We start from the raw sequence: 15,840 nt of genomic DNA on the forward strand, positions 1-15,840 counted from the left end.
ATCACCAGTCCCACGACCGACCTCACATCGTTAACCCTAAATGACCCCACTGGGGCCCTGTGTCAGAATGAAAGCGCCCGGGCCGACCCGACGCCCGCTCCTTCATCCCTGAACGCCATACCCGCCATGCGTATCCTGATTGCCGAGGACGACAGTATTCTCGCGGATGGGCTCTCCCGGTCGCTGCGCCACGAGGGCTACGCGGTCGACGTCGTCAGCGATGGCTCCAGCGCAGACTCCGCCCTGCAACTGCAGACCTTCGACCTGCTGATCCTGGATCTGGGCCTGCCCCGATTGAACGGCCTGTCGGTCCTGCGCAAGCTGCGCCAGCGAGGAACACCACTGCCGGTCCTGATCCTCACGGCTTCCGATTCCATTGAACAACGCGTGGAAGGCCTGGACCTGGGGGCTGACGACTACATGTCCAAACCCTTCGCACTCAGCGAACTCGAGGCGCGGGTCCGGGCCCTGGTCCGCCGCCACGGGGGCGTCCGTGCATCCGTCCTGCGGCATGCGCGGCTCGCATTCGATCTCAACGGCCGGATCGCCACCATCGACGACTCCCCGCTGGAACTCTCGGCCCGCGAAACCAGCCTGCTCGAAATCTTCCTGTCCCGCAGCGGCCGCATGATCAGCAAGCACCAGCTCGTGGACCTGCTTTGCGAATGGGGCGAGGAAGTCACCACCAACGCCATCGAGGTCTACATCCACCGCCTGCGCAAAAAGATCGAGCCCGCAGGGGTCCACATCCTCACCGTGCGCGGTCTGGGATACTGCCTGGAAGCGGAACACCGCCCGCAGCCGACCGACGCCGTCGCCGCAGCCTGACCCGCGCAGCGGATGTCCGCCCGTTCCGATCGCACCCGCCGGTCCAGCCACCGGACACTGCTGAGCCGCATCCTGCTGTGGATGATCGTGCCGCTGTTCATCATGTGGACCATCGGCATCGTCATCACCTATTTCATTTCGCTGAACCTGGCCAATTCGCCCTATGACCGCACCCTGGCCAGTCACCTGCGGCTGCTGCGCCACGAGGTCGAACAACAGAAAATTGCACAGGGCATCGTGCTGTCGGGGTCGGCCCGCACGGTACTGGCCGGCAGTGCGGACGAAACCCCCATTCAGTGGCAGATTCTGGATGCCAACGGCCACCTGATGGCGGGTGACGCCCGCATCCCCACACCAGAGAATTGGGGGTACGACATCGATGCCGTGCGCTTTCGAAACGCCGAGCTGAACCATCACTCGATCCGGATGGCCTACGTCTGGGGCGGGCGCGACCAGAACGGCACCGGCTTCCTGGCGGTGGTGGCGGAACCCAGCGAAGCCCGCGCCACCCTTCAGCAGGAAATCCTCACCGGCATGCTCACGCCGCAGCTCATCATCCTGCCGCTGGCCGCCATGCTGGCCGGCCTGGGACTCACCCAGGGACTGGAACCGCTCAGCCTGCTGCAAGAACTCATGCGCCGGCGCAAGCCCAGCGACCTGTCACCGATCCGCGACGACCTGGCCCCGGCGGAAATCGTCCCGTTGATCGACGCCATGAACGACGTGCTGCAGCGACTGTCCGCATCGATAGACTCCCAGCGGCGCTTCGTCGCCAACGCCGCGCACCAGCTCAAGACGCCGCTGGCCGGGATCCGCACGCAGTGCGAACTGGCGATGCGTGAACGGGACCCACAAGAGCTGCGCGCAAGCCTGCAGCAGCTCATCACCGGTTCACAACGAGCCACCCGCCTGGTCAACCAGCTGCTGCTCCTGGCCCGCGCAGAATCCATCGACCCCAATCAGGCCCGGACCACCGAATCGCTGGACCTTGCGGCGCTGGCCGAAGACTGTACGGGCGGATGGGTCCAGACCGCGCTGGAGCGTGGCCTGGATCTGGGCTTCGAGGCGACCGGCGAGCCTCTGCCGGTCTTCGGCAACCGCGCCATGATCCGCGAACTGCTCAACAATCTGATCGACAATGCCCTGCTGTACACCCCGGCAGGCGGGCAGGTGACCGTGCGGGCGCTGACGGCGAATGACGACGTCTGCCTGGAAGTCCAGGACACCGGCCCCGGCATCCCCGCCGAAGAGCGATCGAAGGTCTTTGACCGCTTCTACCGCATCCTGGGCCAGCAGGCCGAAGGCAGCGGGCTGGGGCTGGCCATCGTCCAGGAAATCGCCGAGCACCATCGCGCCACCGTGGGCTTTCTGCCACCCGGCAATCACCGGGACCCGACCAGCGCCGGCACCCGCCTGCGCGTATCGTTTCCTCGAGACAGGACCCGCCCATGAACCGTGCCCGCCTCACGGCCCAGGATTCCGCGGCCGATCTCAACCGCCCCATGACCCACGAGGAACGCCGCGTCATCCTGGCCTCCTCGATGGGGACCGTTTTCGAATGGTATGACTTCTACGTGTACGGGTCGCTCGCCGCCGTCATCGCCCGCCACTTCTTTTCGGGCCTGAACCCGACGGCCGGATTCATTTTCGCGCTGCTGACCTTCGCGGCAGGCTTTGCGGTACGGCCCTTCGGCGCCTTGGTCTTCGGGCGCCTGGGCGATCTGGTGGGACGCAAATACGCCTTCGTCGTCACCATCCTGATCATGGGGCTGTCGACCTTCCTGGTGGGCGTACTGCCCTCATCGGCGTCGATCGGCACGGCTGCCCCCATGATCCTGCTGGGCCTGCGCCTGCTGCAGGGCCTGGCGCTGGGCGGCGAATACGGCGGCGCCGCCGTCTACGTGGCCGAGCATGCGCCCAATCACCGGCGCGGTTTTTTCACCAGTTGGATCCAGACCACAGCCACCACCGGCATGTTCCTGTCGCTGGTCGTGGTGCTGGGTACCCGCGTCACGCTGGGCAGCGAAGCCTTCGAATCCTGGGGATGGCGCGTGCCGTTCCTGATCTCGGTGTTTCTGCTGGTGATCTCGGTCTGGATCCGACTGCGGCTGCACGAGTCTCCAGCCTTCACACGCATGAAATCCGAGGGCTTGCTGTCCCGCGCGCCTATCAAGGAAGCCTTCGGCCGCTGGCGCAACCTGCGCCTGATCCTGCTCGCACTCGTCGGCCTGACTGCCGGTCAGGCGGTCGTCTGGTACACCGGGCAGTTCTATGCGCTCTACTTCCTGACCGAAACCCTGGGCGTCGATGCAAACATTGCCAACATCCTGGTGGCGCTTGCGCTGCTGCTCGCCTGCCCCTTTTTCCTGGTGTTCGGCGCGCTGTCCGACCGCATCGGACGCAAACCCATCATCATGGCAGGCTGCCTGATCGCGATCCTCACGTATTTCCCGGTGTTCAAGGGTCTCACGCATTTCGCCAACCCGGCGCTGGAACGGGCTCATGCGAACGCACCGGTGTATGTGGTGGCAAACCCAGCAAACTGCTCGCTGCAATTCAACCCGGTCGGCATCGCCGCCTTTACCAGTTCATGCGACCTGCTCAAGTCCTTCATGGCCGAGAACTCGGTGCACTACATCAACCGGTCCGCACCGGCTGGCACCATCGCCTACGCGCTGGTGGGAGACCAGCGGATCGAGGCCTTCGAGGGCGGCCACCTGGCTCGGGCTGAATTCGCCCGCCGGGACGTCGCACTGCAGGGGCGGCTCCGCGAGGCCATACGCGCCCACGGCTACCCGGCCTACGCCGACCCGACCCAGATCAACTACGTCATGGTGCTGCTGCTGTTGTTCTTCCTGGTGCTGCAAGTCACGATGGTTTACGGGCCCATCGCTGCCATGCTGGTAGAGATGTTCCCCACGCGCATCCGCTATACGTCCATGAGCGTGCCCTATCACATCGGCAACGGATGGTTCGGTGGCTTTCTCCCGCCGATCGCCTTCGCCACCGTCGCCACCACCGGCAACATGTACGACGGTCTCTGGTACCCCATCATCGTGTGTACGATGACGCTGGTGGTGGGCCTGCTTTTCGTCAAGGAAACACCGCATCAGGATCTGAACGCGATCTGATCGCACAGCAAACTTCCGGCATTCACCGCCAATCCTGTTCAGAATTGGCCGTCGATCCCGTTCAGAGTTTCGTCAGCGTTCCGCTCCTAGAATGCCCATGCACGCTCGAAAGGCGGCCGGGTCCCTCTTCCCCTTGATGGCCCGCTGCCGGACACTTCAGCGTACCGTCATTGGCGCATCCCCCGCGAGCTTCAGCATTATGCGTCCGTGATCGTCTCTACCGGCCCAGTCCATCTGGGCCGTTTTTTTTTTGGCGCAACAGGCTTCGCGTACAATCAAGGCCTTTTTTCCGCATCCGACCGTTGCCCCCATCATGTGGTTCAAGAATCTCAAGATCTACCGCCTCGCCCCCAAGACCCGTCTGACCGCCGCCACGGTTGAATCCGCTCTGGAATCGCTTGCCTTCCGGTCGGGCGGAAGCCAGGACAGCCAGGTATCGGGCTGGGTGTCGCCGCGCGACGACGGGGCGCTGGTCTACGAGATGAACGGCCAGATGCTGCTGCGCCTGCGCACGGAAAAGAAGCTGCTGCCCACGACCGTGATCAACCAGGCCAGCCGCGCGCGCGCATCGGAAATCGAGGAACAGCAGGGTTACAAGCCAGGCCGCAAGCAGATGAAGGAAATCAAGGAGCAAATGACGATGGAGCTGCTGCCGCGCGCCTTCGTCATTGCCCACGACACCTGGCTCTGGATTGATACCGTGAACGGCTGGGTGGCCATCGATGCGGCCTCCACGGCGCGTAGCGATGAGGTCCTGGGGCTGCTGGCCAAAACCCTGACGCCGTTTCCCATCGTGCCGCTGCATGTCGAGATGTCGCCGGCGGCCGCCATGACGATCTGGCTGTCGGAGGATGAACCCCCGGCCGGATTCACCATCGACCAGGACACGGAGCTGCGGTCGACCGGCGAATCACGCGCCACCGTGCGCTACGTGCGCCAGTCGGTGGAAATCGACGAAGTCCGCCGGCACGTTCAGGCCGGCAAGCAGTGCACGCGCCTGGCCCTGACCTGGAACGACCGGGTGTCGTTCGTGCTGACGGATGCACTGGACGTCAAGCGGGTCGCACCGCTGGATGTGCTGAAGGACAATCAGGACGCGCAGGCGGCCAACGAGGCCGAGCAGTTCGACGCCGATACCGCGCTCATGACGGGCGAACTCGCCCGCCTGCTGGCCGACCTGGTGGAAGCGCTGGGCGGCGAGCACGCCGCCGCCTGAGCGGTCAGGGCACCGAACGCAGGCGCGCCAGCGCCAGCAGCCCACCCGAAAGTATCCCCCTGGGCTGCCTCGGAATCAGTCGATTCCGTGAAAGACGCTGTCGTCCGGCCCGACATGCGAGGGCGGCAGCCAGGTCACATCGCGCAGTGAGTGCTGGACCAGGTTTTCAACCCCCAGCAGGACGGCAAAGATCGCCATGCGCACGGGAATCCCGTTGTCGGTCTGGCGGAAGATTGCCAGCCTGGAGTCATGGTTCAAGTCCGTGCTCAGGTCGTGCGCGCCTTCCCTGCTGTCGCGCGGCAGCGGATGCATGATGACGACATCCGGGCCGCAGCTCGCATCCACGAGGGCCTTGTTGACCTGGAAGTCTTCCGAATATCCTTCCATCTGTTCGCCCGTGAAGCGCTCCTTCTGGACCCGGGTAGCATAGATCACGTCGGCACCCTTCAGCCCCTGGGCCAGATCGTGCGTCTGCTCGATGACATGATCACTTCGGCCGACCTGCTCCAGCACATAGTCGGGCATTTCCAGCCCCGGCGGCGAAACCAGCGTGAACTTCATGCCGCGATATAGCGCCAGCAGCTTGATGAGCGAGTGCACGGTACGGCCATATTTCAGGTCTCCCGCCATCACGATATGCGCCCCGTCGAGCAACTTCCCCAGGCGCGAAAACTCAGTCAGGATGGTATAGAGGTCCAGCAGCGCCTGACTGGGGTGTTCGCCCGCGCCGTCGCCGCCGTTGACCACCGGAATATTGGTGGCCGCCGCGAACTCCGCAACCGACCCCTGTTCAGGATGGCGGATCACCATGGCATCCACATAGCCGCTCATCACCCGGCTGGTGTCATAAATCGACTCGCCCTTGACCATGGATGAAAACGTGAAGCCCGTGGTGTCGCAGACGGAACCGCCCAGCCGGCAGAACGCCGCCCCGAAACTGACCCGCGTGCGTGTGCTGGCCTCGAAAAACAGGTTCCCCAGCACGGCCCCCTCCAGAACGCGCGAGACCTTGTGGCGGCGGGCGATCGGCTGCATCAGGTCCGCCACCCGGAACAGCTCTTCCACAGACTCGCGGCTGAACTGATCGACGGACAGTAATTGATGCTTGTTGTTGATCGCAATGCGATCACGCAGCGATCCAGAACGTGCGCTCTGCGCATATTTCTGGAGCAGCTCGTCGTTGTCCACGATCTCAGTCACGAAGCGGCTCACCACTTCCGGCATCGAACGGGCTTCCTGGGAACCCTCGGGCAACAGCCAGGTATCCAGCGCCCGACGCTTCACCCCGATACGTGCCGCAAACACGTCACGAGTCAGATTCAGGCGGCGCATGGCGTCGCGTAGAAATACCTGTTGAGAGACGGCCATCATGACTCCTATATGCGCAATGCGCATATTTTGAAGAGAGTCATGATAGAACGCAAGAAAAATTTGCGCCGTGGCCTTCTTGGGTGACAGCGACGGAGAATCAGCTCCCGCTCTTGACGCCGCCGTCAGCACTGCCACCGGAAGTTTCCGCCTTGGGCGCAGCCTTGGTGCCGCCGACTGCAGTTCCCGCCTTGGGTGCAGGATGGCTTGGCGCCAGGGACGAGGCCAATATCTGTCCAGGCAGCAGGTCGTGCGCCGAGGTCGGCGTCGTCTCCAGAGAAAATGCCACCGACGGGTCACCCTTTTCCAGGAAGGCTTGGGCATCGGCGGCCGACGCCGGTACGGCCTCAGGTCGCTGGCGCAAGGCCGACGCCAGGAACCAGTGAATCGCCTCCGGGCTCTGCCAGGGCGACGCGGCCTTCTGCATGGCGGTCACGCCAACCCGGTACTGAGCGCCTGGATCACCCTGCTTTGCAGCTGACTGAAGCCACTGGGCGGCCTGCACGGGATCTGCTGTCGCGACACCACTCAGGCCCTGGGTATACAACACACCCAGGCAATACTGAGCCCGGGCCATACCATCCTGAGCCTGCTTGCGATAGGTGTCCAGGCTGGCGGCGGTCTTCAGGTCGCAACCCCTGCTCTCGCTCTGATCGGCATTGTTGGCAGCCGTCAACAGCAGCGTGACGGCCTGCATCAGATTGGGTTTCTCCACCCCGAACCCCGTGGCATACATGAGCCCCAACGTCGCGCGTGCGCGTTCACTCTCGCGCTTGGCCGCCTTCTGGAAGAGCTTGACCGCCTGGGACACATCTCTGGCAACGCCGTCCCCCTTCAAGTACATGAGACCGAGGTTGAAATCAGCATTGGGGTCCTGGGCTGCAGCCGCCTTCCGATAAAACTCGATGGCCATCGCCGGATTTTTCTCCACGCCGGCACCCATGGCGTACATGGCCCCCAGATTCCCCAGCGCACGGACGTCCCGCCCCGACGATGCTGCCAACCGAAACCAGAAGATGGCTTGGGCGTCGTCCTTTTTGACCCCCTCGCCCAGCGCGTACATGCCGCCGACGCTGTTCTGCGCGGGTACGAAGCCGTTGCGCGCCGACGACAGATACCACTTGAACGCCTGCGCATGGTCACGTGGTACCCCCCGGCCCAGGTCATACATCACCCCCAGGTTGAACTTGGCTCGCGGAAAGCCGCGTTGCGCGGAGGCATCATAGAGTTTGGCGGCCCGCGCGAAATCGATACCGACGCCGCGCCCCTTGTCATTCATGTAGCCAAGGCCATTTTCACCGACCGAGTTCCCGGCGTCGGCCGCCTTCCGGAACCAGGTGGCAGCATCCTCGACGCTGACGTCGGTACCGATACCGTCCTGCAGCAGAGCGCCCAGCATTGCCTGGGCATTCGAAGACCCCTGTTTGGCCTGCGTCTGGTACTGCGTAAACGCGCCCTTGAAGTCGGACTGCAGAAAAGCATCCACAGCGGCGGCCTGCGCAGCGCTGGGCAGACACTGCAGCACAGCACACAGCACGGCGCCAGAAACACCGGTTTCCAATGCAATACGACTGCTCGACATGAATTCGCTCCTCTACCACATCAAATGTCCCGGCCAAGGCAAGACCACCGTGGCCCTCTGCCGGGGTCGGCACGACTGACAGTGATAGCAGGGATTACGCGTTGTGACCATCGGTACAAACAGCAACATTGCCGTTGTCGGTCCCCCGCCCGCCGCCGCGCGTTGCATAATTATCCGGACCCGATACTCGGACGGAAAACCCCCCATGGACTGGTGCCTGACCGCGGCCAGCAGAACCGCCGGCAGGCGAGCCCGATACATTGCATGATGCCGCAGACGATTTCAGACACCAGGACCTGGCAGGCGACCCTCGATCTCGGCTTCTCACGGAAGGGTGCGCGCAGCGTACTGTCGGCCCAGAACCATACTGGTCCCCTGCTGGTGCAGCGCGCCCTATACCCCGAAGGCCCGGAAGTCTGCCACATGGCCATACTGCACCCGCCATCCGGCATCGCGGGGGGCGACGAAATCGACATCAACATCCACGTCGCCAAAGAGGCTCACGCGACATTGACCACCCCTGGCGCCACCCGTTGGTACAAAGCCAATGGCCGGCGGGCGCGGCAGACCATTCGCCTGACGGTCGAACCCCAGGCACGGCTGGACTGGCTGCCGATGGAAAACATCTTTTACGAACAGGCAGACGCAACGAATCAGATCGAAATCAGCCTGCAACCCGGGGCGCGCGCGATCGGATGGGAAATTTCGCAACTCGGCTCCATCCTGAAGGACGGCCATTGGGGATCGGGACGGGTCCGATCATCCGCTTCCCTCAGAATCGCAGACCGGTTGCTCTGGGTGGAGGAAGGCTCCATCGCGGCCACTGATCCCTTGAGAACCAGCGTGGCTGGCCTCGCAGGACTGCCGATCCACGCCACGCTGTGGTGTTTCGGCCCCACCCTGGCTGCGGCACCCACCGAATCGCTCAGCGCTCAGATGCCTTGGCGGGAGGACTTGCGCGCCGGCATGACGGTGATAAGCTACGACACGACCCAGTCGCTTCACATGGTCCGTTGCACGGGTCTGCACGCAGAAGACGTCCGCAATCTGCTGGTTGAGGCGTGGATGATCCTGAGGCGCGACGTGTTGGGTATCGTCGGCACACCTCTCCGCCTATGGAACACCTGATCCGCGACAACCCGCCGCACCCTTTGAAAGAAGCCTGGTCATGGAACTGACGCCCCGAGAAAAAGACAAGCTGCTGATCTTCACCGCAGCCTTGCTGGCCGAGCGACGACGCGCCCGCGGCGTGAAACTCAACTACCCTGAAGCCACGGCGCTGATCACAGCGGCAGTCATGGAGGGCGCGCGCGACGGAAAAACGGTGGCCGAGCTCATGACGGAAGGCGCCCGCATTCTGACCAAGGACGACGTCATGGACGGCATCCCCGAGATGATTTCCAGCATTCAGGTCGAAGCCACCTTCCCGGACGGCACCAAACTGGTCACCGTCCACAACCCCATCCAGTAGAGGCCAGACATGATTCCCGGTGAAATCATGGCCGAAGACGGGGCAATCACCCTGAACGAAGGCCGCCCCACCATTCGCCTGGAGGTCGTCAACAGCGGTGACCGGCCGGTACAGGTAGGCTCCCACTATCATTTCGCGGAAGTCAACGACGCCCTGCTGTTCGACCGCAAGGCTGCACGGGGATTCAGGCTCAACATCATCGCCGGCAACGCAGTGCGCTTCGAGCCGGGGCAGCGCCGTACGGTGGAACTGGTCGCCTTCGCCGGCGCCCGAAGAATCTTCGGATTCCAGGGAAAGATCATGGGAGCGCTGGAATGACGACGATCTCCCGCAGGGGCTATGTGGAAACCTTCGGACCCACCGTCGTCAACGGCGTGGGCGACCGGGTACGGCTGGCCGATACCGATCTCATCGCCGAAGTCGAGCACGACCACACCCTCTACGGTGAAGAGGTCAAATTCGGCGGCGGCAAGGTCATTCGCGACGGCATGGGCCAGAGCCAGCGGCTCGCGCGCGAGTGCGCCGACATGGTGATCACCAACGCGCTCATCATCGATGCCGTGATCGGCATCGTCAAGGCCGACATCGGGATCAAGGACGGCCTGATCAGCGGCATCGGCAAAGCCGGCAACCCGGACACCCAGCCCGGAGTCGACATCATCATCGGCGCCTCCACCGACGCCATCGCCGGCGAAGGCATGATCGTCACGGCCGGGGCCATCGACACGCACATCCACTTCATCTGTCCCCAGCAGATCGAGGCCGCCCTGACCAACGGCACGACGACCATGATCGGCGGCGGTACCGGGCCGGCTGCGGGCACCCAGGCGGTCAGCAGCACCAACGGCCCCTGGAACATCATGGCCATGATGCAGGCGCTGGATGTCTTCCCGGTGAACACCGGGCAACTCGGCAAAGGCAGCACCAGTTCTCCGGATGCCGTACGCGAACAGATCCGGGCAGGTGCCATGGGCCTGAAGATCCATGAAGACTGGGCCGCCACGCCCGCCGCAATCGACAATGCGCTGAGCATCGCGGACGAAATGGACGTCCAGGTAGCCCTGCACAGCGACACCCTGAATGAATCAGGCTTCGTCGAGGACACGTTCGCGGCCTTCAAGGGCCGCACCATCCACTCCTTCCACACCGAGGGCGCGGGCGGCGGACACGCCCCCGACATCATCCGGGCAGCCGGCATGCCCAACGTTCTGCCGGCCTCGACGAACCCGACCATGCCGTTCACGCGCAACACCATCGATGAGCACCTGGACATGCTCATGGTGTGCCACCATCTGGACCCGTCGATTGCCGAGGACCTGGCCTTTGCCGAAAGCCGCATCCGGCGGGAGACCATCGCGGCCGAAGACGTGCTGCACGACCTGGGTGCGCTCTCCATCATGAGCTCAGACTCCCAGGCCATGGGCCGGGTGGGCGAAGTCGTGCTGCGTACCTGGCAGACCGCCCACAAGATGAAGCGGCAGCGCGGCCCACTGGAGGGCGACAACGCTCGCCGCGACAACGAACGGATCAAACGCTACATTGCCAAATACACCATCAACCCCGCACTGGCACAGGGCATATCCCACCTGATCGGTTCGGTGGAAGTCGGCAAGCTTGCCGACCTCGTCATCTGGAACCCCGCCTTCTTCGGCGTGAAACCATCGCTGGTCGTAAAGGGCGGCATGGTGGCCATGGCCAGCATGGGGGATCGCGGTGGCTCCATCGCCACTCCACAGCCCAAGATCCTGGAGCCTATGTGGGGAAGCTACGGGCGGGCCTTGCGCACATCAGTGCAGTTCGTGTCCCAGGCGGCATTGGACAACCCCGAAATCCACCAGCTCGGCCTGAACAAGCGGCTGGAAGCCGTCCACGGATGCCGCACGATCACCAAGCACGACATGGTGCGCAACAACTGGCTGCCCCACATCACAGTCGACCCCCAGACCTATGAAGTCTTCGCCAACGGTGAACTGCTGACTTGCGAGGCCGTGAACGAACTTCCCATGTCCCAACGCTACTTCCTGTTCTGATCATGCGCCTCGCCACCACCATCATTCCCTGGGAACACGCTGGGCCACATGCCGCCCAGGCTGGACAAAACGTGACGCTGACACTGGCTCAGCGGCGCCACAGCCGGCAGCGGCTGGTCCTCTCGGACGGCGAAGCCGTGGGCCTGTCCATCGCCCGCGGCATCGTGCTCCATGACGGCGATCTGCTGGATACGGCCGATGGCCGCTACATTCGCGTGATCGCAGCCCACGAAGACCTGCTGCGCGTCACGTCCGGATCCCACCGGGCGCTGACGTGCGCCGCCTACCACCTGGGCAACCGCCACGTCGCACTGGAGGTTGCCGACGGCTATCTGCAGCTTGGCTACGATGCGGTGCTGGCGGACATGTTGGCGCACCTTCCGGATGTCAAGGCCGAGCGTGTCCAGGCCCCCTTCGAGCCGGAAGCGGGCGCCTATGGCGGCGGCCACCACCACGGCCACGACGAAACGTTCGAGGAAGACTACGCACTGGCTCAGGCAGCCTTTCATGCGCACGACAAGCCCCATCCGGGCCACCACTCATGAACCCGGACGCCCCCATCGCCGTCAGCCTGGACAGCCTGACCATCCTGCAGCAGATATCTTCGCCGGCGCTCCCCATCGGCGGCTTCACCTATTCCCAGGGGCTGGAAGCCGCTGTGGAATTGCGTCTGATCCATGACGAGGCCTCTGCCGCACAGTGGATCACGGCACAACTCCACACCGTCATGACACCGTCCGAAGCGCCGCTATGGTGCCTGCTGTTCGACGCCTGGCAGCGCCAGGACGACGACGCGGTCCGACATTGGAACGGGTGGTTCCACGCCTCCCGCGAAACGCAGGAAATCCGCCAGGAAACCGAACAGATGGGGCGGTCGCTGGCACGCCTGGCCCGGGAATTGAGTTGGGTTGGCGAAGCCAGCCTCAGTCTGCTGGATCGCCTGCAACCGCTGACACTGCCGCTGGTGCACAGCCTGATCTGCGCGACAGCGCGCATTCCACAGCCGGCCGGCCTGTCCGCGTATCTGTTCACCTGGCTGGAAAACCAGATCGCCGCAGCCGTCAAGAGCGTGCCGCTGGGTCAGACAGCCGGACAACGCATTCTCGACGGACTGCGCCGGCAGATCCCGGCCTTGGTGGACGAAGCCCAGACCCGCAGCCACACCGCGCCCCCCGCCCTGCACACCCTGGCGCCACAATACGGTATCGTTTCCTCACGGCACGCGAGCCAGTTCTCCCGACTGTTCCGATCCTGACCGCCGCCGCTCCTTTCGGGTCACGCATCATGCAAAACCAGTCTGTCATCCCAGGTCGCCAGAAACCACTGCCACCTCTGCGCGTCGGCATTGCAGGCCCTGTGGGTTCGGGCAAAACCACGCTCCTGGAAAAACTCTGCAAGGCCATGCGCGAGAACTACGACGTGGTCGCCATCACGAACGACATCTACACCAAGGAAGACCAACGGCTGCTCACCGTGTCCGGCGCACTACCGCCCGAACGCATCATGGGAGTGGAAACCGGCGGCTGCCCGCACACCGCCATTCGCGAGGACGCCTCCATCAATCTGGCCGCCATCGACCACATGCTGGGCCTGTTTCCGGAGGCCGACATCGTCTTCATCGAATCGGGCGGTGACAATCTCGCCGCAACGTTCAGTCCGGAACTCGCGGACCTCACACTCTATGTCATCGATGTGGCCGCAGGCGAGAAAATCCCGCGCAAGGGCGGCCCGGGCATCACCAAGTCAGACCTTTTCGTCATTAACAAGACCGACCTGGCCCCATACGTGGGGGCGAACCTGGACGTGATGCGATCGGACACGCTGCGCATGCGCGGCGACAAGCCGTTCGTGATGACTAACCTGATGAAGGGAGAAGGACTGGACGAAGTGGTCGGTTTCCTCCACAAGGAAGGTCTGCTCGCTCGCTGAACTGGATGAACCGCGCACCGGCCGTAGCGCCCACCGACGGGAAGATTCGGCAGACTGATCCCTCAGAATGCCAACCGGACCATACCAGCCGCCGCACTCTGATGGCTGGCATCGTCGATCAAAATGAACGCACCGGTTGCGCGCTGCCGGTCGTAATCATCCAGCGCCAACGGGTCCCGCGTCCGGATGCGGACACGCCCGATATCGTTCAGGCCCAACGTGCCGCGCCAAGGCACGCTGCGCAGCTCGTGAATATCGCGCCGCGCCGAGACCTCTTCCACACGCGCCTGTGTCACCCGGGACCCCTGCTTGAGCCAGTACCAGCGCGACGGATCCAGCGCCTGCCGGTCCAGCCAGCACAGATCCGCCTGGAACTGGCGCGATAGCTCGGGCTGCGAATCGGCATCCACGAGCAGGTCGCCGCGCGACACGTCCACATCCCGATCCAGCACCACCGTAATACTGTCGCCGGAACGGGCCGCTTCCAGCTGCTCGTCCCCGCGCCACAGTTCGCGAATGTGCACCGATTCACCGCCCGGCAGCACCCGGACCGCATCCCCAACATGCCACGCGCCGCCCTGGAGCTGTCCGGCATAACCCCGGAAGGCCTGCGCGGTGCTGCCGTCGTGACGAATCACCCATTGCACGAAAAAGCGCGCGGCGCCCGTTCCCGACTGCCCGCCCACCGGCAACGACTCCAGCAACGGCAGCAATGGCAGCCCATCGTGCCAAGGCATGTGACCACTGGCATGAACCACGTTGTCCCCGGTCAGCGCTGAAAGCGGCAGGCAGTGCAGCGCCGGAATCGCCAGATGCCGCGCCAGATCCTGGCACGATACCCGAATCCGTTCAAAGACCGCGCGATCCCAGCCGACCTGATCCATCTTGTTGACTGCCACTACGATATGACGCAGCCCCAGCAGCCGCGCCAGCGTGGCATGACGCTTGGTCTGCGGCAGCAACTCGCCGCTGGCGGCCCGGGCGGCGTCGATCAGAATGACGGCCGCGTCGGCCGTGGACGCACCAGTCACCATATTGCGGGTGTACTGCTCGTGACCGGGCGCATCGGCGATGATGAATTTGCGCACAGGCGTGGCGAAATAGCGATACGCCACATCGATGGTGATGCCCTGCTCGCGTTCCGCTTCCAGGCCGTCGGTCAGCAGCGCCAGATCCACCGCGTTCTCGGGCGCGCGAGAATAGCGCGAGCCTGAAATGGCCTTGAGCTGATCTGCGAACACACCTTTGCTGTCCAGCAGGAGGCGCCCGATCAGCGTGGATTTGCCGTCGTCGACCGATCCTGCCGTCACCAGCCGCAGCACGCTCGTGTCCTGGCTCAGCGGCCAGCGTTCATTGATTGCGTTCATCAGAAATACCCCCGTTTCTTGCGGCGCTCCATGGACGCCTCGGACACCTGGTCATCCATGCGGGTCGCCCCGCGTTCCGTGATGTTCGTTACGGCCGTCTCCGCGATGATGTCTGCAGACGTGGTCGCATCGGATGCCACGGGACAGGTGCAGGACACATCTCCCACTGTGCGGAAACGCACGTTCAACCGTTCGACCGCTTCGCCCTCGTGTGCTGGCGTGAGCGCTGTCACGGGGGCCAACAGCCCCTTGCGACGCACGACGTCGCGCGCATGGCTGTAATACAGCGACGGAAGCGATAACCGTTCGCGCTCCACATACTGCCAGACATCCAGCTCAGTCCAGTTCGAAATCGGAAATACGCGGATGTTCTCGCCTGGGTGCACCTTCGTGTTGTACAGGTTCCACAATTCCGGGCGCTGGTTCTTGGGATCCCACTGGCCGAATTCATCGCGGAAGGAGCAGATGCGTTCCTTGGCCCGGGCTTTTTCCTCATCGCGGCGCGCACCGCCAATGCAAGCGTCGAACCGGAATTCGGCGATCGCCTCCAGCAGCGTGGTAGCCTGGGCGGCGTTACGCGAGTCATTCGCATGCTGCAGCACGACGGTGCCGCGTGCAATCGAGTCTTCCACGCGACGCACGATCAATGTCTCGCCCAGCTCTGCGACCCGACGGTCACGGAACGCAATCACCTCCGGAAAATTGTGGCCAGTGTCCACGTGCAGCAGCGGAAACGGAAACTTGCCCGGCCGGAAGGCCTTTTCGGCCAGCCGCAGCAGCACACAGGAGTCCTTGCCACCCGAAAACAGCAGCACCGGACGCTCGCACTCGGCGGCGACCTCCCGCAGGATGTGAACGGCTTCGGACTCCAGCCAGTCCAGATGGGTTTGCTCGAGCAAGGTGGCAGTTTCCATGATT

The 15,840-nt window shown here is 63.8% G+C and carries 15 protein-coding genes; 11 read left to right on the plus strand and 4 right to left on the minus strand.

Annotated features, from left to right (window positions below):
- The first annotated feature begins 126 nt into the window (after positions 1–126).
- The 4 genes from EPN31_RS07685 to EPN31_RS07700 all read left to right on the plus strand — a co-directional run bounded on the left by EPN31_RS07685 (position 127) and on the right by EPN31_RS07700 (position 5,175).
- Complete coding sequence (locus tag EPN31_RS07685) at positions 127–828, plus strand: response regulator transcription factor (protein WP_291771576.1); 702 nt, start codon at positions 127–129, stop codon at positions 826–828.
- Between the two features lie 12 nt (positions 829–840).
- Positions 841–2,280 (plus strand): sensor histidine kinase, encoded by a 1,440-nt coding sequence (locus EPN31_RS07690; protein WP_291771500.1) that lies wholly within the window; start codon positions 841–843, stop codon positions 2,278–2,280.
- Between the two features lie 50 nt (positions 2,281–2,330).
- Complete coding sequence (locus EPN31_RS07695) at positions 2,331–3,959, plus strand: MFS transporter (protein WP_291771578.1); 1,629 nt, start codon at positions 2,331–2,333, stop codon at positions 3,957–3,959.
- Between the two features lie 313 nt (positions 3,960–4,272).
- Positions 4,273–5,175: a recombination-associated protein RdgC gene (locus EPN31_RS07700; RefSeq protein ID WP_291771502.1), complete on the plus strand. Its 903-nt coding sequence runs from the start codon at positions 4,273–4,275 to the stop codon at positions 5,173–5,175.
- Positions 5,176–5,250: 75 nt separating this feature from the next.
- On the opposite strand, the gene EPN31_RS07705 is transcribed toward EPN31_RS07700, so the two are convergent.
- Together EPN31_RS07705 and EPN31_RS07710 are read right to left on the minus strand one after the other, a co-directional pair.
- Complete coding sequence (locus tag EPN31_RS07705; RefSeq protein WP_291771581.1) at positions 5,251–6,543, minus strand: aspartate carbamoyltransferase; 1,293 nt, start codon at positions 6,541–6,543, stop codon at positions 5,251–5,253.
- A gap of 100 nt (positions 6,544–6,643) precedes the next feature.
- Positions 6,644–8,125 (minus strand): hypothetical protein, encoded by a 1,482-nt coding sequence (locus EPN31_RS07710; RefSeq protein WP_291771507.1) that lies wholly within the window; start codon positions 8,123–8,125, stop codon positions 6,644–6,646.
- Positions 8,126–8,389: 264 nt separating this feature from the next.
- Here EPN31_RS07710 and EPN31_RS07715 point away from each other — a divergent pair, with 264 nt between their 5' ends.
- From EPN31_RS07715 to ureG, 7 genes are read left to right on the plus strand one after another with little or no spacing between them, the layout of a single operon-like run.
- Entirely contained in the window at positions 8,390–9,253 is an 864-nt protein-coding gene (locus EPN31_RS07715) for an urease accessory protein UreD (protein ID WP_291771509.1), read from the plus strand.
- 40 nt (positions 9,254–9,293) lie between these two features.
- Positions 9,294–9,596, plus strand: coding sequence for an urease subunit gamma (locus EPN31_RS07720; protein ID WP_291771511.1), 303 nt, complete (start codon positions 9,294–9,296; stop codon positions 9,594–9,596).
- A 9-nt stretch (positions 9,597–9,605) separates the two neighbouring features.
- A complete protein-coding gene (locus tag EPN31_RS07725) occupies positions 9,606–9,914 on the plus strand; it encodes an urease subunit beta (protein ID WP_291771513.1) in 309 nt (102 codons plus the stop codon).
- Positions 9,911–11,626, plus strand: a complete 1,716-nt coding sequence (gene ureC / locus EPN31_RS07730; protein ID WP_291771517.1) for an urease subunit alpha — start codon at positions 9,911–9,913, stop codon at positions 11,624–11,626. The genes EPN31_RS07725 and ureC overlap by 4 nt, the downstream gene beginning before the upstream one ends.
- Positions 11,627–11,628: 2 nt before the next feature.
- Complete coding sequence (gene ureE, locus EPN31_RS07735) at positions 11,629–12,171, plus strand: urease accessory protein UreE (RefSeq protein WP_291771519.1); 543 nt, start codon at positions 11,629–11,631, stop codon at positions 12,169–12,171.
- Entirely contained in the window at positions 12,168–12,881 is a 714-nt protein-coding gene (locus tag EPN31_RS07740; protein ID WP_291771522.1) for an urease accessory protein UreF, read from the plus strand. Before ureE ends, EPN31_RS07740 begins: the two co-directional genes overlap by 4 nt.
- Before the next feature lie 29 nt (positions 12,882–12,910).
- A complete protein-coding gene (gene ureG / locus EPN31_RS07745) occupies positions 12,911–13,555 on the plus strand; it encodes an urease accessory protein UreG (protein ID WP_291771525.1) in 645 nt (214 codons plus the stop codon).
- Between the two features lie 62 nt (positions 13,556–13,617).
- Here ureG and EPN31_RS07750 read toward each other — a convergent pair whose 3' ends face one another.
- Complete coding sequence (locus tag EPN31_RS07750) at positions 13,618–14,922, minus strand: GTP-binding protein (RefSeq protein WP_291771528.1); 1,305 nt, start codon at positions 14,920–14,922, stop codon at positions 13,618–13,620.
- The gene (gene cysD / locus EPN31_RS07755; protein ID WP_291771530.1) at positions 14,922–15,836 is read right to left on the minus strand and encodes a sulfate adenylyltransferase subunit CysD; all 915 of its coding nucleotides are present in this window, start codon (positions 15,834–15,836) and stop codon (positions 14,922–14,924) included. Before cysD ends, EPN31_RS07750 begins: the two co-directional genes overlap by 1 nt.
- Positions 15,837–15,840: the final 4 nt, after the last annotated feature.

The organism is Castellaniella sp. (assembly GCF_004321985.1).
Taxonomy (GTDB): domain Bacteria; phylum Pseudomonadota; class Gammaproteobacteria; order Burkholderiales; family Burkholderiaceae_B; genus Castellaniella.